General features: G+C 63.0%; 14 protein-coding genes and 1 tRNA gene. 10 read left to right on the top strand and 5 right to left on the bottom strand.

Annotated features, from left to right (window positions below; genetic code table 11):
- Positions 1–56: 56 nt before the first annotated feature.
- The 5 genes from LB566_RS24835 to LB566_RS24815 all read left to right on the top strand — a co-directional run bounded on the left by LB566_RS24835 (position 57) and on the right by LB566_RS24815 (position 5,458).
- Complete coding sequence (locus LB566_RS24835) at positions 57–1,010, top strand: DMT family transporter (protein ID WP_224628240.1); 954 nt, start codon at positions 57–59, stop codon at positions 1,008–1,010.
- A 339-nt stretch (positions 1,011–1,349) separates the two neighbouring features.
- Positions 1,350–2,447, top strand: a complete 1,098-nt coding sequence (locus LB566_RS24830) for a polyamine ABC transporter substrate-binding protein (RefSeq protein WP_140552858.1) — start codon at positions 1,350–1,352, stop codon at positions 2,445–2,447.
- A 79-nt stretch (positions 2,448–2,526) separates the two neighbouring features.
- Positions 2,527–3,669 carry an ABC transporter ATP-binding protein gene (locus tag LB566_RS24825; RefSeq protein WP_224628239.1) on the top strand — a complete coding sequence of 381 codons (1,143 nt, stop codon included), beginning with the start codon at positions 2,527–2,529 and terminating at the stop codon, positions 3,667–3,669.
- Between the two features lie 8 nt (positions 3,670–3,677).
- A complete protein-coding gene (locus LB566_RS24820; protein WP_140498523.1) occupies positions 3,678–4,643 on the top strand; it encodes an ABC transporter permease subunit in 966 nt (321 codons plus the stop codon).
- Entirely contained in the window at positions 4,640–5,458 is an 819-nt protein-coding gene (locus LB566_RS24815) for an ABC transporter permease (protein ID WP_224628236.1), read from the top strand. The genes LB566_RS24820 and LB566_RS24815 overlap by 4 nt, the downstream gene beginning before the upstream one ends.
- 149 nt (positions 5,459–5,607) lie before the next feature.
- On the opposite strand, the gene LB566_RS24810 is transcribed toward LB566_RS24815, so the two are convergent.
- Positions 5,608–7,461: an AsmA-like C-terminal region-containing protein gene (locus LB566_RS24810; protein WP_224628234.1), complete on the bottom strand. Its 1,854-nt coding sequence runs from the start codon at positions 7,459–7,461 to the stop codon at positions 5,608–5,610.
- 257 nt (positions 7,462–7,718) lie between these two features.
- Between LB566_RS24810 and LB566_RS24805 the strand changes: the two genes are divergently transcribed.
- On the top strand, positions 7,719–9,689 hold the full coding sequence (locus tag LB566_RS24805) for an acetoacetate--CoA ligase (RefSeq protein WP_224628232.1): 1,971 nt from the start codon (positions 7,719–7,721) through the stop codon (positions 9,687–9,689).
- A gap of 271 nt (positions 9,690–9,960) precedes the next feature.
- Here LB566_RS24805 and LB566_RS24800 read toward each other — a convergent pair whose 3' ends face one another.
- Positions 9,961–13,746 carry a histidine kinase dimerization/phospho-acceptor domain-containing protein gene (locus LB566_RS24800; protein WP_224628230.1) on the bottom strand — a complete coding sequence of 1,262 codons (3,786 nt, stop codon included), beginning with the start codon at positions 13,744–13,746 and terminating at the stop codon, positions 9,961–9,963.
- Between the two features lie 250 nt (positions 13,747–13,996).
- Between LB566_RS24800 and LB566_RS24795 the strand changes: the two genes are divergently transcribed.
- The 4 genes from LB566_RS24795 (at position 13,997) to LB566_RS24780 (ending at position 17,671) form a co-directional block, all read left to right on the top strand.
- Positions 13,997–14,455 (top strand): phasin, encoded by a 459-nt coding sequence (locus LB566_RS24795; protein WP_224628228.1) that lies wholly within the window; start codon positions 13,997–13,999, stop codon positions 14,453–14,455.
- A gap of 340 nt (positions 14,456–14,795) precedes the next feature.
- Positions 14,796–14,872, top strand: a tRNA-His gene (locus LB566_RS24790).
- Between the two features lie 500 nt (positions 14,873–15,372).
- Positions 15,373–17,340: an AI-2E family transporter gene (locus LB566_RS24785; RefSeq protein ID WP_411910505.1), complete on the top strand. Its 1,968-nt coding sequence runs from the start codon at positions 15,373–15,375 to the stop codon at positions 17,338–17,340.
- A 46-nt stretch (positions 17,341–17,386) separates the two neighbouring features.
- Positions 17,387–17,671 (top strand): hypothetical protein, encoded by a 285-nt coding sequence (locus tag LB566_RS24780; protein ID WP_140552850.1) that lies wholly within the window; start codon positions 17,387–17,389, stop codon positions 17,669–17,671.
- A gap of 3 nt (positions 17,672–17,674) precedes the next feature.
- Here LB566_RS24780 and LB566_RS24775 read toward each other — a convergent pair whose 3' ends face one another.
- From LB566_RS24775 to LB566_RS24765, 3 genes are read right to left on the bottom strand one after another with little or no spacing between them, the layout of a single operon-like run.
- The gene (locus tag LB566_RS24775; protein ID WP_224628225.1) at positions 17,675–18,355 is read right to left on the bottom strand and encodes an HAD family hydrolase; all 681 of its coding nucleotides are present in this window, start codon (positions 18,353–18,355) and stop codon (positions 17,675–17,677) included.
- A 26-nt stretch (positions 18,356–18,381) separates the two neighbouring features.
- Positions 18,382–19,167, bottom strand: a complete 786-nt coding sequence (locus tag LB566_RS24770; RefSeq protein ID WP_224628207.1) for an inositol monophosphatase family protein — start codon at positions 19,165–19,167, stop codon at positions 18,382–18,384.
- A complete protein-coding gene (locus tag LB566_RS24765) occupies positions 19,164–19,997 on the bottom strand; it encodes a phosphodiesterase (RefSeq protein WP_224628205.1) in 834 nt (277 codons plus the stop codon). Before LB566_RS24765 ends, LB566_RS24770 begins: the two co-directional genes overlap by 4 nt.
- Positions 19,998–20,046 lie beyond the last annotated feature (49 nt).

Raw genomic sequence — 20,046 nt, 5'->3', positions numbered from 1 at the left:
CGTTTTTGTCGTCCCTTGCGCATTGTGCCGTTCTCAAAACCTCGACAGTCGTACCCATGACCGACACCGCATCATCGCCGATCGCTCGTTCATCGACCGTCCTGCAGCGGGAGGAGCGCATCGGCTTCCTGCTCGTGTTCCTGTCGGCATTGATGTGGAGTTTTGGTGGCACGATCGCCCGCTTCATCACCGCCGGCGACAGCTGGACGGTGGTGTTCTGGCGTTCCGTATGGGCGGCGGCCTTCCTGCTCTGCTTCATGGTCTGGCGTGACGGCTGGCGCGGCATGCTGAGGTCGTTTCGCGGCATGGGCTTGCCCGGCCTTGCCGTGGGGTTCTGCTTCGCCACCGCATCGACCTCTTTCGTCGTGGCGCTTGCCTACACCACCGTCGCCAACATCCTGTTGATGCAGGCCGGCGTGCCGCTGCTTGCGGCGCTGTTTGCCTGGGCGCTCTTTCGCGAAAGAGTGGCGGTCGCGACCTGGCTGGCGATTGCCGCCGTCATCGCCGGTGTCGCCATCATGGTGTCGGAATCGCTCGATGGCGCCGTTTCGCCCATAGGCGACGGGCTGGCGCTGCTTATCGCCGTCATGTTCTCGATCGCCACCGTCATCACGCGGCGCTTCTCCAGCGTGCGCATGACGCCGGCGACCTGCCTCGGCACGATCCTGGCGGCGGGCTTTGCCGCCTCGCAGGCTTCGGCCTTCGCCGTATCGGGCAGCGACATGGGTTTTCTCTTCGTGTTCGGCGTGGTCAATCTCGGCCTCGGCCTCGCCTTCTTCGCCACCGGCGCGCGGCTGATCCCGGCCGCCGTCGCCGCGCTGCTGGGCACCTTTGAACCGATCCTCGGGCCGATATGGGTGTGGCTGATCCATTCCGAGGTGCCGTCGGGCCGCACCATCATCGGCGGCGCCGTGGTGGTCACGGCGCTGCTCGTCCATATCGGACTGGAGTTCAAGCGACAGACGCGGCCAGTCAGGGCAGGGGTCACCGGCGTGCCGTCGCCGAATTGATGCGGCGCCCTAGCTTTGCCATTGACAAGTTCGCTGCCGCGCGGGCAGGCTGGGACCACGGCAACAACAAGACAGGCTTATCTTGCCAAGTCTCCCCGGCGACCCGATCGAGACCGGATCACATTCCAGTATTTCTGCCTGCGCGGGGGCGAAAGCTTCTGACGATGCGGCGACTCCTTCCAGCCCAGGACAGTGGCGCGCGAGCATCGCTCGCGACAGCCGGCGACGCGGCAATTGGCGCTTGTCGCCTCCTGGAATGCTCAATAGTCTAAAGCAAATGCCCGGCCGCGCGGATACCGCGACGCGCCGGCGATGGAACACTCACCAAAGGAGAATAGCATGATCCGCAAAGCGCTCTGGCTTTCGGCGACTTCGGCATTTCTGGCGCTCTTTACGCTCGGCGGCCACGCCGAGGACCGCGTCGTCAATGTCTTCAACTGGTCGGACTATATCGACCCCACGGTCATCGATGATTTCACCAAGCAGACCGGCATCAAGGTGGTCTATGACACGTTCGATTCCAATGAGATCCTGGAAACCAAATTGCTTGCCGGCGGCAGCGGCTATGACGTCGTCGTGCCGAGCGGCAATTTCCTTGCCCGCCAGATCCAGGCCGGCGTGTTCCAGAAGCTCGACAAGTCGAAACTGCCGAACCTTTCCAACATGTGGGACACGGTTTCGGAACGGACCGCGAAATACGATCCCGGCAATGAATATTCGATCAATTACATGTGGGGCACGGTCGGCCTCGGCTACAACGTCAAGAAGGTGCAGGCAGCGCTCGGCACCGACAAGATCGACAGCTGGGACGTGTTCTTCAATCCGGAAAAGCTGGCCAAGCTGAAGGATTGCGGCGTCTATGTCCTGGATTCGCCGACCGACATCTTCCCGACTGCCTTCAAATATCTCGGCATCGATCCTGAGACCACGTCGCCGGACGATTTTGCCAAGGCCGAGGAATTGATGATGAAGATCAGGCCCTACATCAGGAAGTTCCATTCCTCCGAATACATCAACGCTCTGGCCAATGGCGATATCTGCCTGGCGGTTGGCTGGTCGGGCGACGTGTTCCAGGCGCGCAACCGCGCCGAGGAGGCCAAGCAGGGCGTCGAGATCGGCTACGCCGTGCCGAAGGAAGGCGCCGAAATGTGGTTCGACCAGATGGCAATCCCTGCCGATGCGCCGCATGTCGCCGAGGCGCATGAGTTCCTGAACTATATGATGAAGCCGGAGGTGATCGCCAAATCGTCGAACGCCGTGCTCTATGCCAATGGCAACAAGGCTTCCCAGCAGTTCGTCGACAAGGCGCTTCTGGACGATCCGGCTGTCTACCCGGACGCCGCGACCTTGCAGAAGCTCTTTACGATCTCGCCCTACGATCCCAAGACCCAGCGCGTCATCACGCGCACCTGGACGAAGATCGTCACCGGTCAGTAGTTAGTCCAAGGAGGCCCGGCAGCCACCCTGCCGGGTCTCCTTGCTTCGATGGGGCAAAGCAGCAGGACGGAGTGGGCACATGAAATCGCTTGGCAGCATCCGCAGGGATTTCGCGCCTTGGAACGATCCGAACGCCAAGCCATACATCCAGTTCGATAACGTCTCCAAGAAGTTCGGCGACTTCACCGCCGTCAACAATCTCTCGCTGACCATATTCGAGCGCGAGTTCTTCGCCCTGCTCGGCGCCTCCGGTTGCGGAAAATCGACGCTGCTAAGGATGCTCGCCGGCTTCGAGGAGCCGACATCAGGCCGCATCCTGCTCGACGGTCAGGATCTGCGCGGCATCCCGCCTTATCGCCGGCCGGTCAACATGATGTTCCAGTCCTATGCCTTGTTTCCGCATATGACGGTGGAGAACAACATCGCCTTTGGCCTCAAGCAGGAAGGCATGGCCAAGCCGGACGTCGAAAAGCGCGTCGCCGAGATGCTCAAGCTGGTCAAGCTCGAGCAGTTCGCCAAGCGCAAGCCGCACCAGCTCTCCGGCGGCCAGCGCCAGCGTGTCGCGCTCGCCCGTTCGGTCGCCAAGCGGCCGAAGGTGCTGCTGCTCGACGAGCCGCTCGGCGCGCTCGACAAGAAGCTGCGCGAGGAGACGCAGTTCGAACTGATGGATCTTCAGCAGGAACTCGGCCTCACCTTCGTCGTCGTCACCCACGACCAGGAAGAGGCCATGACCATGGCCGACCGCATCGCCATCATGGACAAGGGCGAGGTCATGCAGGTCGCGACGCCGGCGGAAATCTACGAGGCTCCGGCGTCGCGCTTCGTCGCGCATTTCGTCGGCAACGTGAACATGTTCGAGGGCAAGGTTGCCGAACGGACGGACAAGACGGCGCGCATCACCGGGGCGACCGGCGCCCAGATCCTCGTCGAGAATGCCGGCAACGCCGCCGCCGCGGGCGCCGATATCGTCTTCGCGATCAGGCCGGAGAAGATCAAGGTGTCGTCCAAGAAGCCGGCCGACGGCGTCAATGTGCTGGAGGGCGAGGTCTACGATATCGCCTATCTCGGCGACATGACCGTCTACCACGTCCGGCTGGACGACGGGCAGCTCGTGCGGGCAAGCGCCCTGAACGCGGCGCGCATCACCGAAGACCCGCTGACCTGGAACGACCGCGCCTGGGTCTCTTTTCGGCCGGATGCCGGCGTCGTGCTGACGCGGTAGGGGGTGACATGTCCGACATCGCCGCCACCGACGCCGCCCTACCGGCCGCGGCCAAGCCGTTGCTGGCGCGGCTGGGCGCCGGCTTCGTCAACCGTCTCGTCATCTTCATTCCCTATCTCTGGCTGCTGTTCTTCTTTCTCGTCCCCTTCATCATCGTCTTCAAGATCTCGTTGTCGCAGACGGCGATTGCCATGCCGCCCTATACGCCGGTGCTTGATTTCAGCGACGGCGTCTCCGGCTTCTTCGCGGGCTTTCGCGATCTCAACTTCGACAACTATGCCTGGCTGACGCAGGACGCGCTCTATTTCAACGCCTATGTCACCAGTCTGATCATCGCGGCGATCTCGACCGTGCTGACGCTGATCGTCGGCTATCCCATAGCCTACGGCATGGCCCGCGCGCCGGCGACGATCCGGCCGACCTTGCTGATGCTGGTCATCCTGCCGTTCTGGACCTCGTTCCTGATCCGGGTCTATGCCTGGATCGGCATCCTGAAGCCCGAGGGGCTGCTCAACCAGTTGCTCCTGTCGCTGCACCTGATCAACCAGCCGCTGGTCATCCTCAACACCTATACGGCGATTTTCATCGGCATCGTCTACTCCTACCTGCCGTTCATGGTGCTGCCGCTCTATTCGTCGCTGGAAAAAATGGATTATTCGCTGATCGAGGCGGCCAAGGACCTTGGTTGTCCGCCGACCAGCGCGTTCTGGAAGATCACGTTCCCGCTGTCATTGCCCGGCGTCATCGCCGGATGCCTGCTGGTGTTCATTCCGGCGGTCGGCGAATTCGTCATTCCCGATCTGCTTGGCGGGTCGCAGACGCTGATGATCGGCAAGACGTTGTGGAACGAGTTCTTCGCCAATCGCGACTGGCCGGTCTCTTCCGCCGTCGCCGTCATCCTGCTGCTGTTGCTGACGGTTCCGATCATGATCTTCCAGCAGGCCCAGGCGAAGGCGCAGGAGCAGGACAAATGAACACCACCTGGAGCCGCTTCAACATCACTTCGATCGTGCTCGGTTTCGCCTTCCTCTATCTGCCGATCGTGCTGCTCATCGTGTTCTCCTTCAACGAATCCAAGCTGGTCACCGTCTGGGGCGGCTTTTCGACCAAATGGTACGTGTCGCTGTTCCACAATCAGGGCCTCATGGATGCCACCTGGGTGACGGCGCGCGTCGGCGTCATTTCGGCCACGGCGGCGACCGTGCTCGGCACGCTGGCGGCGCTGACGCTGACACGCTACACGCGTTTCCGGGGCAGGGTGCTGTTCTCCGGCATGGTGTTCGCGCCCTTGGTCATGCCCGAAGTCATCACCGGCCTGTCGCTGCTGCTGCTCTTCGTCGCTGTCGGCCTCGACCGGGGCTTCCTCACCGTCACGCTCGCCCATACCACCTTGACGATGTGCTTCGTCGCCGTCGTCGTGCAGTCGCGCCTGGTATCCTTCGACCGCTCGCTGGAGGAGGCGGCGATGGATCTCGGCGCGCCGCCGGTCAAGACATTCTTCCAGGTCACGCTGCCCGTCATCCTGCCCGCGATCGTGTCGGGGTGGATGCTTGCCTTCACGCTCTCGCTCGACGACCTGGTCATCGCCAGCTTCACCTCGGGGCCGGGCGCGACCACGCTGCCGATGAAGATCTACAGCCAGGTTCGTCTCGGCGTGACGCCGGAGATCAACGCCGCGTGCACCATTCTGATCGCGGTCGTCGCGGTCGGCGTCATCGTCGCTTCCCTTGCAAACAAACGTCGCGAGGTCCAGCGCCAACGCGACGAACAGGCCGCGCAACGCGGCTGAGCATGATCCCGAAAAGTGGGCGCCGGTTTTCGGGCGAGATCATGCCCGAACAGGCTGGGCATGATCCCGAAAAGCAAGCACAGGCGTTCGCGGACAAACGGTTCGGTTTGTCCAGAGATCATGCTTGAACAAAGAGGCCGAAAGGCTGCTTATTCGCCCGACACGCCGCGGTTGATTGGCGAAATGAACGGCGTGCTCCATGTCCCGCCAACGAAGAAGGACGATTGCTTGGGGCCTTGCTGGCCGTTTGCCTGCGTGGCGACCTGGTCCGGCTGGATGACACCGCCCGACAGCGCCAGCCCCCGTCCGGCATAGGAGGCGATGCCGGAAAGCCAGATCTTGTACTTCGCCGAATTGGCCTCGGCCTTGTCCAGTCTCGCCACGCCCTTCGAGATGGTTGCCTTCAGTTCGGCGCCATCGATCGGCAGCGTCCCGTCCGAGACGTCATCGAGCGCGAAGAAGCCGCCCTGTTCGGTATGCTTGAGAAAGGCGGGCAGGTTGAACTTGCTGAGCGCGCCTGGCCCGAAGGTCGCCGAAACCGAGCCGTCGGCGGTTTCGAAGATCGAGTCCCAGGTCCTGCCGGGCCCTTTGAGGATGACGGACACGGTCCCCGTGCCGACCGGCACCAGCCGCGTCATCCCGGCCGCCGTGCCGAAAGCGCCGCCATCGATATCGGAAGCCAACAGCCGGATCTCGACCTGGCTGCCCTCGGGCTTGCGGTCGAAACGAAGGCTGCTCTGGATATTGCCGCCAAAGGCAGAGGCGTCGGAAATGTCGAAAACGGACAGGCCGTCCTTGACCTGGGCCGTGGCGGCGACGTCGGCAAGCTGGATGGAGCCTGCCGTGGCGTGCGCCGCCGACAGCCGGAGGTCCAGATTGACCCGGTCGGCGAAATTCGTGTCGGCTTCGCTTGGACCTGCGCCGCTTGCCGGTCCGAGCGGCGTGAAGGCGGACAGGAACGACCTCAAATCGAGCGTGTCGAAGGCGAGCGTGCCGGAGATCACCGGCTGTGTGTCGCCGAGCGACAGGTCCAGGGCACCCATTCCCGGGTTATTGTCGAGGGAGAGTGCGGTGTTTTCGAATTTGACCCGCCCGGCCGTCGCGGTCACCTTGCTCGAGACGCTGACGGAGCCGATCGCGGCGCCCGGCGCGATATCGGCCTGCGACCATTCAAGCACGCGCCGCAGCGAGGGCGCCGAAAACTTGGCCTGGCCGTCGAGATAGGCGTTTTCGGACATGCTGGCCATGCCGTCGAAAGAGAAGGTGGCGGGCGCGGCCTTGAAGGACAGCGTCAGCGGCGCCATGCCGCCGGCAAACAACACCAGCGGCTTCGGCGATGCGGCGTCCACGGCGACGCTTTCGCCGCGCCAGATGCCGGTCGCCGAGAGCGTCGCATTGCTGTTCATAGCCGCCCATGTTGCCTGGCCGCTCAGGCTGCTCAGCACCTCTTCGTCCTTGCCGTTGACGGACGCCACCATGCGACCGTCCCTGAACTCCACCGTGCCGAAAGTGTCGGCCGGCAGCTTGTCAAGATCGGGCTTGGCGGGGTCCGCACCGACCACGCCGCGCGCCACGTCGATGGCGCGTGCGATGCGGCCGCCGGTCGGAGCGGTGGGCAGGAACAGGCCGCGCGCCGTGCGCTGGACCCTGATCGTCGGCCGCACCAGCCGCGCCGTGGAAAACACCACGTCGCCGCGCAGCGCGGCCATGGCCGAGAGGTCGACCTCGACCCGTTCAGCCTCGACGACCGGCGGTGCGTCGACGTCGGTCCACTTGGAAAGCGTCACATCCGTCAGGATCGCCCGGAAGTTCGGCCAGACCTCAATGCGCGGCGAGCCTTCGATGGCGACGCGGAAACCGCTCCAGGCACTTAATTCCCAGGCGATGCGATCGCGCACGATGCGCGTCGAAGCGATGAGCGGCAGGGCGGCGATCGCCAGCGCGATGACGATCACGGCAGCGCCGATCGCCCATGTTCCGCGTCGGATCAAAGATGATGGCATATCGCCCCGTATGCTTTCGTTCCGACAAAGATCGTCCGGCGGGTGTAAACCCGGTCGTCACACGACTGCCAGTCGTCACCACGACTTCCAGTTGTCACCACGACTTCTAGTCGTCACTACGACTTAGGGCCGACGCATTTCAAGTCTTTATGGCCCGGCGATGGCATTTGCGCACATCTGGGCGCCCCGGCCGAACAAAATCTTGCTCTGCTGCGGCGCAATATGCATAAGCGATGGCGATCCTGGGAGGACCCATCATGGCTGCCGAAGTACCACTCTGGACCCCAACGCAGGACCAGATCGACGCTGCGCCGCTGACCGCCTTCATGAAGGCCGCCGCGGCAAAGAGCGGCATGCCCCTGACCTCCTATGCCGACCTTCACCGCTGGTCGGTGGAGGATCGCGAAACGTTCTGGAGCCTGGTCTGGGATTTCTGTGGCATCGTCGGCGACAACGGCAGCGCCGGAGGCGGGCGCGTGCTTGTCGATGGCGAGAAGATGCCGGGAGCGGCCTTCTTTCCCGACGCGACGCTGAATTTCGCCGAGAACCTCCTGAGGAAGACCGGAGCCGGAGAAGCGATCGTGTTTCGCGGCGAGGACAAGGTCGAGCGCCGGCTGTCCTGGAACGAACTGCATGCGCTCACCTCGCGTTTCCAGCAGCTCTTCCTGTCGCTCAAGGTCAAGAAGGGCGACCGTATCGCTGCGATGATGCCCAACATGCCGGAAACGGTCGCCGCCATGCTCGCAACCGCCTCTATCGGCGCGGTGTGGTCGTCCTGCTCCCCCGATTTCGGCGAGCAGGGCGTGCTCGACCGGTTCGGGCAGATCGAACCCGTCGTCTTCATCGTCCCCGATGGTTACTGGTACAACGGCAAGGCCATCGAGGTCGCCGACAAGGTCCGCGCGGTGGCCGCGAAACTGGGCACCGTTCGGAAGGTGGTGGTCGTCGACTATCTCGGCACCTCGGCCGATGTAGCCGATACAATCGACAAGGCCGCGGCGATGGAAGAGGCGCTGTCGCCCTTCGCCGTCAGGCAGGTCGCCTTCGAGCGGCTGCCGTTTTCGCATCCGCTCTACATCCTGTTCTCGTCCGGAACCACCGGTATTCCCAAATGCATCGTCCATTCGGCCGGCGGAACGCTGATCCAGCACCTCAAGGAACACCGCCTGCACGCAGGCTTGCTCGACGGCGACCGCTTCTTCTACTTCACCACCTGCGGCTGGATGATGTGGAACTGGCTGGTGTCGGGCCTCGCTTCGGGCGCGACCCTGCTGCTCTATGACGGCTCGCCCTTCTACCCCAACGGCAATGCGCTGTTCGATTTCGCCGATGCCGAGAAGATGACCTTCTTCGGCACCTCGGCGAAATTCATCGATTCGGTGCGCAAGACCGGCCTCAAGCCGATCCGCAGCCATGACCTGTCCACCGTGCGCGCCATCTCCTCGACCGGTTCGCCGCTCTCGCCCGAGGATTTCCGCTTCGTCTACGACGGGATCAAGAAGAATGTGCATCTGGCATCGGTCTCCGGCGGCACCGACATCGTTTCCTGCTTCGTCCTCGGCGTCCCGACTGAACCGGTATGGACCGGCGAGATCCAGGGACCAGGCCTCGGCCTTGCCGTCGACGTCTGGGACGACGACGGCAAGCCGGTCAGGCAAGAGAAAGGCGAACTGGTCTGCACCAAGGCGTTCCCGGCAATGCCAATCGGCTTCTGGAACGACCCCGAGGGCAAGAAATACCGGGCCGCCTATTTCGAGCGCTTCGACAATGTCTGGTGCCATGGCGACTTCGCCGAGTGGACCGCTCATGGCGGCATGATCATCCACGGCCGCTCCGACGCGACGCTCAATCCGGGTGGGGTGCGCATCGGCACGGCGGAAATCTACAATCAGGTCGAGCAGATGCCGGAAATCCTGGAGGCGCTCTGTATCGGCCAGGATTTCGACAATGACGTACGCGTGGTGCTGTTCGTGCGGCTGGCCGCCGGCCTTCAGCTCGACGAGGATCTGGAGAAGCGCATCCGGGCGAAAATCCGTGTCGGCGCCAGCCCGCGCCACGTGCCGGCCAGGATCGTCGCCGTGTCAGACATTCCGCGCACCAAATCGGGCAAGATCACGGAGCTTGCGGTGCGCGATGTCGTGCATGGCCGCGCTATCAAGAACAAGGAGGCGCTCGCCAATCCCGAGGCGCTCGAGCTGTTCAGAAACCTGCCGCAATTGGCCGAGTGATCGCCCGTCTGGCATGGTTAATCAAATCTGCCGCGCGAATTTACCTAGATTTCACGAGTGGTACACATTCGTAAATTTTTTCGGTACCCGGTAAGGACTTGTTAAGGCCCGGCGTCGATAGTCGCACGTAACTTGAGGGAGAAATCCCGTTCCTCAGCCCCCGGAGGATCTGAATTCGCTCAAGCCCCCGTTGTGACAGCAAATCCCATCTTTCAAGGCGTCCTGTTGGGCGCCTTTTCTTTTTCGGGCGGCTGGATGGACGGGAGCTTGCCTATTCCGCAAGCACACGCGTCGACGGGAACGCGATCTCGACCAGGGTTCCTTCGCCTGGCGTCGAGGTGATGATGAAGCGGGCGCGGTTCGCTTCAACCATCGCCTTGGTCAACGGCAGGCCGAGACCGGTGCCGTCGCCGCGCCCACGCTTCAATGCATTGATCTGTTTGAACGGCTTCAACGCCTGCTCGATCTCGGCTTGGCTCATGCCGATGCCCGTGTCGCGCACGCGCATGACGACATCGCCCGAGGTCTCGTAGGCCGTCGAGACGATCACCTGGCCGCCGGCCTGGGTGTAGCGGATGGCGTTCGACAGGATGTTGAGGGCGATCTGGCGCACGCTGCGCAGGTCCGCTACCACTTCCGGCAGCCGCGACGCGAAGCTGGAGCGGATGATGACGCGCTCGCGGTTGGCCTGCGGCTGCATCATCGCCACGGTCTCGGCCAGCGTGTCGTTGAGCGACACCGCTTCATAGGCCATTTCCTGCTGGCCGGCCTCGATCTTGGAGATGTCGAGAAGATCGTTGACGAGATCGAGCACATGATTGCCCGATCGGTTGATATCGCGCAGATAATCGCGGTAGCGGTCGTTTGCCACCGGCCCGAACTTCTCGTCCACCATCAGTTCGGAAAAGCCGATGATGGCATTGAGCGGCGTACGGATCTCGTGGCTGATGCGGGCGAGGAAATCCGTCTTCTGCGAGGAGGCGCGCTCGGCCACCGCACGCGCCTGGGTCAGGTCCTCTTCGGCCCGCTTCCACTGCGTGATGTCGCGCACCACCGCGCAAAAGCCGCTGTCGTTGGGCAGCCGGCCGATGGTCATGAACAGCGGAATGAAACGGCCCTGCGCCTCTCGGCCGATCACTTCGCGGCCGTCGTTCAGGACGCTCGCCACGCCGGGCTCGGACAGGCCGTCGAGATAGTCGCGCGCCGCGCGCTGGCTTTCGATGGCGAACAGCGAGGCGAACGGCTTGCCGGTCACGTCGTCGCTGTCGAAGCCGAACAGCGCCTCGGCTGGACGGCTTATGGAACGGATCGCGCCGTCACGGCCGATCAGCACGACGCCGTCGGTGGCGGTATCGATGATGGTGCGCATCTCGGCGATGCGCGCCTTGAGCTCGGAAATATCGGGCTGCGCCTGCTCGTCGCCGGCCGGTTGCAGTGCCGCCGGTGCCTCATCCTCGCCCGAACGGCGCACCACCAGCATCAGCGCCTTGCCGTCGCGCCACGGAACCGAGCGCAGGATAGCCTCGATCGGAAATTCCTGCCCCCCATGCGTCTTCAGCCGCAACGCCCGGTCGGCGCCCTCGGCGGCGCCGTCATGGCCATAGGGATCGGCAAACAGCGCGCCCAGCCCGCCGGCATCCGCCAGTTCATCGAGCGTCTCATAGCCTGTCAGCACGAGAAATTCCTCGTTGGCGTAATGAAGTTCATCCCCGGAATGGATGAGCAGCGGCACGGGCAGCTTGCTCAGGAGCGTGGTGTCGGGAGCCTTGCTCTCGTCTCCGACCGCAAAGGCCGACGGCACGAACCCTTCGAGCTTGAGCGGAGGCACTTTGAGGCGTGGCCGCTCGACCGGAGCCTCCACCGCGTCGCTTGTGCCGGTGGCCCCCTCGGCGGTTGCGGCCTGCTCATCGGATGCGGACGCTTCCTCGTCCCCGACCCAGTCCTCACTGTCCTCGGCATCGCGAAAATCGGCTGATGTCATGCTCTCGTCGTCGGCAATGTCATCATTCGCGCCGGCGACGGCCGGTTCGCCTGCCGCCGCGACGGGCTCTTCGCTCTCCCGTTCCGTCTGCGCCGCCGGTTCGGAAATCGGGGTCTCGCCATCGTTGTCGGCGACCGGCGCTGGTTCCTCGCTCCGCTCGGCATAGTCGAGCAGCGAACCCGTCACCCCGGCTGCCCTGTCGGCGGGCTCCTCATCAGCCGTTTTGTCCGGCCGTTCGCCGTCAAGCCGGGCGAGATCGTCTGCGTCCTCGGCATCGACATCGGTTTCTGAGGGCTCGGCCGATGCGGCTTCATCCTTTGGCGCAAGGTTTTTGCGGGCGTCCGCTGGTTTCCTGGACGGCTCCGCCGGCGTTGCCGCCTCCGGTTGCCCGGCATTGTCCGGAGCCGGTTTTTCGGCCTCCGGCTCGGCCGGGTTGCTTTCCTTCTTCAGCCGCTCGCCGATCTCGCGGAAAGCGCTGCGTTCCAGGGTCGAGAGACCCTTGTCGTTGGCCGGCTGGCGATGTTCGGCAAGCCGGATCACCTTGTCGGCAAAGCGGCGTTCGGGCTTCGGCACGATGGTCAGCGCCGGCACCTCGCCCCGGAACGGATCCGATGGCTTCGGCTCCTCGGCCTTCGTCGCCTCAGGCGCGGGTTCGACCGGTTCCGGCGCCTGAGGCGCCTCACTGTTGGGTACCAGCGCCATGCCGATCGCTTCCGGATCGACGATGGCGTCGCCAGCGCGGGCGACGCCGAAACCGCGAAAGCCCTCGAAGGCACGGCTGCGGCCATAGACCGGCAGCGCCGCGAGGTCGACCGGGATCTTCAGGTCGGTGCCGACGACCGGCCACAGCACGGAACGGCCGGACCAGGTGTCGCGCCGCTCCAGGAGACCGGCGATCTCGCCGGACGCATCGAGCCCGAAGGCCGCCGCGACGTCCCTGAAACGGCGGCCGATGACGTCCGCGGCCGGCTTGCCGACGACGTCGGCGAACTCCGGCGACAGCGCGCTGAACCTGCCCTCGGCGTCGGTGCGCCAGACAAAACGCATCGGCGCCGCCGTGCGATCCACGGCCCTGGCGGCCGGGGCTGCCGGGACAGCTGGAGGCTGGACATCCTGCTTCGCGTTCTCGGCTGGACCTTCGGCGGTAGCTGGCGAAGTCACGGCTTCGGCGTCCGGCGCGGCTGGGCCGCGCGCATGCCTCCCGTCCTCGCCGGCATTGAAATACCAATGGTCGTGCTGTGCCGGCGTACCGCTTGCCGCCGGCTGTCCGGGTTCTGCCGCCGCCGGCTCCTGCACGGCCGCTTCGGCAGCGGCTTGTGCCTCCGGTTCCGAGATATCCTTGGCGATGGCCTGTGAGCGGTCACGTCCTTCCGAACGCTCGGCGGCTGAAGTTCCCTCCGCAAGCCCGCCGTCGTCGAGCCTGTTCTCGTCGATCACCACCAGCAAATGCCGCTCAGGCGTCAGTCGGGCGAGCCCCGCCGGATAGGATGTGCCGCCGCCCGGAACCAGCCGCTTGACGATGCGATCGCCCTCATTCGCGACGTCGGCCACCAGTGCGGCCAGCGTCGCGGCCTCGATCCCGAGCTGCGAAAAGCTCTCCGATGCCGCTTCGACATTGCCGCTGGCGTCGATGAAGGCGATGAAATGGCCATCTTCCGTGAAGCCGCTGATGGCCCTGCCGGCGATTTCGGCCGCACTGCGCGAGCCGGTCTGCGCCGCCGGCACCGCCAGCATGATGGCGTTCTCGCCGTCGGGCAGCGTCACAGCGCTTGCAAGGAAGCCGATGGCGCGGCTGGTCATGCCGGTCGCCAGCCTGACCGTGATGCTTCGGTCGCTGCCGATGTCGGGAAATCCACTGGTTGCCATGATCTGGCGGCGGGCGATCAGCGGCAGCCGTGCCTCGGCGCCGATGATGCTTTCGATGTCGGGATAGCCGAACACCGCGGCACCCGGTCCATTAGCCCAGATCACCTGCTCCAGATTCGCCGACAGGATTGCGATCGCGTCGCCGGCGGCGAAGCGCTGGCGGACCGCTTCGAGCACGGCGACGTCGAGAAAGGAATATTCGGACGGCATGCGCTGGCGAAATCCTCATGCAGCGGGCATTTTTGCAGTTAACGCTTTGTTAATAAAAGCCGGCGGCGCGAAGGTCCACAAGCCAGAACGTGCATAGGCCTGAATTTCGGCTCTTGGTTAACGGGCCGAGACGGAATCTATGGTGCAGTGCAACAAAGATATTGCAATGCACAAAAATTGCCTTTATATTGCCATCATACATGAACGAGACGGCTTTCCGTCAAAGCCGCTACCGCTGAAAGGATGGAAAATGTCCAGGACCAAGACTGCCGAGACCATCGAAAACGTTGAATTCCCGAGCTTTGATGCTTCCAAGGCCACCGACCAGATCCGCGCTTTCGCAGAGAAAGGCGTCGAGCAGTCGAAGGAGGCCTACGCCAAGCTCAAGACTGGCGCCGAGGAGACCCAGAAGGCCCTGGAATCCACATACGAGTCCGCCAAGACCATTTCCAGCGACCTGTCGCTCAAGACCATTGCCGCACTGCGCGCCAATGCCGAAGCGGGCTTTTCGCATCTAGAGGCGCTGATCGGCGCCAAATCGCTGTCGGAAGTCGTGGAGCTGCAGACCGCGTTCTTGCGCAAGCGCGTCGAAATGACCGTCGAGCAGGCCAAGGAGTTCCAGACCGTCGCCTCCAAGGCGGCCGAGGATGTCTCCAAGCCGATCAAGACCGTTTTCGAGAAGGCGATGAAGGACATCAAGGCCGCCTAATATTTGCGCATGATCAGAAGATGTAACAAAAGGTCGCATTTTCTTTGAAATGATCATAATGTATGATGGCAGCCATCAACGAATACCCGGTCGGCGGAACCTCCTCCCTCCGCCTCCGGGGTGACCAGCCAGCACCTCCTCCCGCTGGCTCGTAACAGGAAAAGGCCGGCACCTCCTCCCGCCGGCCTTTTTCTTGTCCGCGGATCCGCTTCCATGTGGGCAAGTGACCTTTGCTTTGCAAAAGCCTTGAATTAAAATCCATAAGCCCGTAAGGACGCATCGCCGAACGACAGAGCGCTCGAGGGGACTTATGTTCCACCGATCCCGCTCAGGCAAACGTGCCGTTGTAGCTCAGCTGGTTAGAGCGCCGGATTGTGGATCCGGAGGTCGCTGGTTCGATCCCAGCCAACGGTACCATCGGCTTTCCTCTGAACAACTGATTTTGCAATTAAGTTTTTGAACGTGGACTTCCGGGCTTGCGCTGTAAAGCGAAAGCCTGAAGACGTGCGAGATCCGCAGGATTTCGCGCGGCGAAAGCTTCGAAAGATCTCCGAGATCGAACAGCATGGCCCTGTTGCGGAAGCGGAAATCCAGTAGCAGGCCCGGATCGGAAAAGGTCGTTTACCAAGCGGGCTGGACAAAAAGGCCTGCGATTCCCAATCGGCTCGCATCGGCGAGAAGCAGGCTGTCGTCCGGGCGTATCCTGGTCGCCGTCGGGAGGGACGCCGCAGATGTTCCGATGATCCACACCCTTCGGCTCCATCCCCTGCAAAAGTTCGAGATCATCACACATGCGGTGTAGCGAACCAGGTCATTGGCCGGAAGCTGAGGAGGTGCCAGTATACGGACTAGCGCGCCCTTTGCGCGGTCAGGCCATGGCCGTCCTCTAAATCGCGAGATTGCAGATAGGTCCCATCATGCCCCCTGCTTTTATGACATCGAAGTTGGCAACCGTCGTGGCGATGATTGCTACCGTCGCTATTCTTTATGTCGCCAAGGAGGTCCTGCTGCCATTGGCAATAGCGGTCCTTCTCACATTTGCGTTGGCGCCGATTGTTTCTTTGCTCCGAAAGTTGAAGCTGCCGCGAATGATCGCTGTGCTTGGCGCGGTTGCATCGGCCTTCGTCCTCGTGTCGCTGTTCAGCCTGATCGTTGCCACGCAGGTGAGCCAGGTCGCGCAGGACATTCCGACATACCAATCCAACATCCTCGAGAAGATTCGGACCTTGAAAGAGACGGGATCCGAAGACGGCCTTATCAGCCGGCTCGGCAAGGTATTCGAACGCGTCAACACTGAAATAAACAAATCCCAATCCAACGAGCAAGCGGATGTGGAGCAAACCACGAAGCAGCAGGATCCGCTTCTGGTTCAGATATTCTCGCCCCAGCGTCCGATAGAGACGCTGAGGAACATCATCGAGCCGCTGATCGGACCACTCGCCACGACCGGCCTTGTCATCATTGTGGTGATTTTCATGCTGCTCGAGCGCGAAGAATTGCGGGATCGATTCATTCGCCTTGTGGGCTACAGCGATCTCCATCGCACGACCCAGGCATTGCAGGATGCAGGCAGTCGCGTTGGACAATATCTGCTCATGCAATTGGTCGTGAACATCGTCTACGGCGTCCCCCTTGCAATAGGTCTTTGGTTTCTTGGCATTCCCAATGCCCTGCTATGGGGCATGTTGGCCGTTGTCTTGCGGTTCGTACCCTTTATCGGTCCGGTTATCGCGGCGGTGATACCTTTGTTTCTTGCCTTCGCAGTGGCTCCCGGCTGGAGCTTACTGGTATGGACTGGCGCTCTCTTCATCTTGGCGGAGCTTGTAATCAGCAACGTCGTCGAGCCCTGGCTTTACGGCTCGCACACGGGCCTCTCGCCGCTGGCGATCATCGTAGCCGCCGTTTTCTGGGCCTGGCTATGGGGTCCGGTCGGCTTGGTGCTGTCGACGCCGTTGACCGTCTGCCTTGTCGTGCTTGGACGGCACGTGCCCCAGTTCGAATTCCTGCAGATCCTGTTTGGCGATGAGCCGGTGCTTGACCCGAAGGAGCGTCTGTACCAGCGGCTTCTTGCCGACGATATCGACGAAGCCACCGACAACGCGGAAGAAATGCTCGAGGAGAAATACCTGATCGAGTTCCACAGCACTGTTGCGATTCCGGCGTTGCTGCTTGGTGAACAGGACCGGGCTCGGGGCGCGCTGACGGCAAGTCAGTTGGCGAACCTTGCCGAAAACGCCCGCACCCTGGTGGCCAACCTCAACGAGATCGCCGCGGAGGAAGAAGAAGAGGAAGAAGACGAGCACGCGGAAAAAGAAGGCGCGAGCGCAGATCCGGGCGAAGAGGACGAGGATCAAGCCGAGTTTGCGCCTGATCTCCCGGATGGTGCTGGGAAGTCAGTGCTGTGTATCGGCGGGCGCGGAGACCTCGACGATGTGGCCGCTGCGATGCTCGCGCAGGTCATTTCGATCGAGGGTGCGGATTGCGTGGCCGCGAGCCACCGTGACCTCCTCCCCGCGCGGATCCGGAAACTTCCGCTTGAAGCTCGCGACGCAGTCGTCGTGGGCTTCCTCAACCGCGATTCATTCAAACACGCGGTGTTCGTCGTGAGGCGCTTGAGGCGACTCGCACCGCGTGCACGCATCGGAATCGCGCTCTGGCACGATCCCCATGACAAGCCCAGGGAGGATGCGGCGGCCCTCGCCGAGCAATTGGAAGCGGACTTTGTTGCGTTCAATGTGGTCGACTGCGTGACGGGTGCGCTTTCAAACGAAGAACGGCGTCAAGTGAAAAAGAGAAAGCAGAGAAATCTAAGGCGGCCTCGCGTTCGTCAAGGCGTGGCGGCGGCGGTGCAATTGGACGATTCGTTGGCTCAGCCGGTGCGGTGATCGTCAACGGCACGGCTCTTTTTGGACCAACTTCGGCTACCTGACAATGATCGTGTTAGCGGTACCTCTGGTACCGGTCGAAAGTTCGCTGGCAAACGCACACTTCAACGTGTTTCATGCGGTCCAAGGTAATGCAGAAGTCGGCCGGATTGATGTCGGAGCTCGGCGAAGGCACCATGTTTTATCGATGGACGACGTGATCCTGAAACCCTCACACTCAATTACGGAATCCTGTCCATCTGTTACATTCGGCGACGCGGCGCTTTCGACGGTGTTCGAGCAGGAAAGGGCGGTGCCGGATCATCTGCTGCCCGGCTTTCGCTGGGCCTGAAATCTAAACGGAGACGGGCGCGATCAGCTCCAGAGAAACGAGTTCGCGCTCGACTTCGTCCCAGTCGGCGCAGATGGTCCGGGCACCGGCCACGCGCAGTTTCTCGGCATGCCCCGGATAGGTGTGGCCGCCGCCGATGAAGCCGATCGCCGTCATGCCGGCGGCGACTGCGCCCTGCACGCCGAAGGGCGAGTCCTCGATAACCGCGCAGCGCTTCGGTTCGACGCTCATCCGTTCCGCGGCGAACAGGAAGATGTCGGGGGCGGGCTTCCCGCGCGCGACCATTGACGATGAGAAAATGTTCTCGCCGAAGAATTTCGCGAGCCCCGTGACCGAAAGGCTGTGATGTATCCGCTCCAGCGAGGAGGATGAGGCGACGCAGCGGGGATTGGACAGCCGTTCAAGGAAGGGCTTCAGGCCCGCCATCGGCTGCAGACTTTCGCTGAAGAGCGCTTTCACCTCGTCCCACAAATCCGTGGTTTGATGCTCCTCAAGACGATGGCCGGTCGTGAGCCTGATGCGCTCCAGGATATCGGTCTGCTTCATGCCGACGCATTGCAGGACCGCCTGCGGGTCGAGTTCCATGCCGTGTTTCGAATAGACCCGCCGGTAGGCAAGCGCCGCCAGCGGTTCGCTGTCGACCAGCACGCCGTCGCAGTCGAATATGATCAATGCGTCTTGCATGCTCGCTCCGGTTTGCGCGCCAGGTGTCACAGGCCGCGTAGCGCTTCAAGAAGTTCGTCGTGAATGAGCCCGTTCGAGCCGACCTTCTGCGTGTCCTCGTCTGTGGAGTCGGCACCTGAAAGCGTGGTGACCTTGCCTCCTGCTGCGCGTAGCAGCGGCATGGCAGCCGCGTAGGACACGACGTCGGCCTTGATCGAAACCGCCGCATCAAGCTGGCCGGCGGCGACCATCGAATATTCAAAGGCCCCAGAGACGATGACGCGCACGCCACGCGCGCCGATGCCGAGCCGCCGCACGATCTCTGCGGTGCGCGCCACCTCCTCGGCCGAAAAGTGCGACGTCAGCACGACGGCAATGACCGCATCGGCCAGTCTCGCAGTTGTCGAGACGTTGGCCATCTTGCCGTTGACGGTCGCGATGCCGTCGCTGGTGTAGTGCGCCTCGAAGCCGGCGGCGGGCGCGACGGTCAGGCCGACCTTCGTCGCACCCTGCTCCTGATAGGCCATGGTGACGGAGAACCACGGCAGGCCGGACGCGTAGTTTATCGTGCCGTCGAGCGGGTCGACGATCCAGCGGCTTTCGCCCAAGGTTCCCGTCGTGCCGGCTTCTTCCGAGAGGATGCAAGCTTGCGGTGTAAGCGCGCGCAGCCCGTCGATGACAATGCGTTCCGAAGCGAGGTCGGCGGCCGTGACAATGTCCAGCCCTTCCTTGCGCGTGACGTCGAGGCGCTCCTCGCGCATCGACATCAACGTCGTGGCTGCCTTGCGTGCGATGGCATCGGCGTCTTTCAGGATTTGATGGTAGTCGCTCATGTCTCGTTTTTCCCGGGGTAATCGACATCGGTGACGAAATCGTGGGCGGGGCCGAAATCGCCGATCGGGACGACGTGCGAAACGACACCGGTCTGCGGCGACCAGGCGTGCAGGGCGAAAGCCGGCGGTTCGAAGATGAAGCGATTGGGCTCGCCCGGACGAAGATCGAGCGCGACCTGGTGCGCGACGCCCGGCGCGACGAAGCCGACCGTGCCGGCAAAGCGCGTCGTGATGGGCCGGTGATAGTGCCCGCAGGCCACCCGCTCGATTTCGGCGTGGGACCTGATCATGTCGCGGAAGCCGTCGCCGACGACGCACATCATGATGTCCATGCCGTGCGCGCCGACGGGAAAGGGCGGATGGTGCATGAAGACGAAGGTCGGGCGGCCGTCGCCCTCGGCGAGACGCTCACCGAGCCAGGCTTCGCGCCGTTCGCAGATCGCACCACCGTCCTCGCCCGGCTGCACCGTGTCCAGCCCGATGAGGCGGACTGGAAGGTCCTCGATCGTATAATGCAGGAAGTCCGGCGACTGGCTCAGATAGGGGAATTTCGGCGCCATCACCTCGCGCATTGTCTCACGCCGGTCGTGGTTGCCAGGGATGACGAAGACGGGCATGGGCAGGGCCGACAGCATGTCGGCGACAAGCGCATACTCTTCCGGGCGACCGCAATCGGCGAGATCGCCGGTGACGAGGACGCAATCGGGCGCCGGATCGAGCGCGGCGACGGTCGCGATGGCGCGACGAGTCATGGTGTTGGTCTCGAGCCCCTCATAGGCCATCTGGCCGTCGGGTCGGATATGAAAATCGCTGATCTGTGCAATGAGCATCGGGAGGTCCGGCAGTGTGAAGGGAGGGCTGACACAAGAAGGGCGCCAC

The organism is Mesorhizobium sp. CA13 (assembly GCF_020165235.1).
In the GTDB taxonomy this organism is placed as follows: domain Bacteria; phylum Pseudomonadota; class Alphaproteobacteria; order Rhizobiales; family Rhizobiaceae; genus Mesorhizobium.
This window is presented reverse-complemented; position numbering and strand designations above follow the sequence as displayed.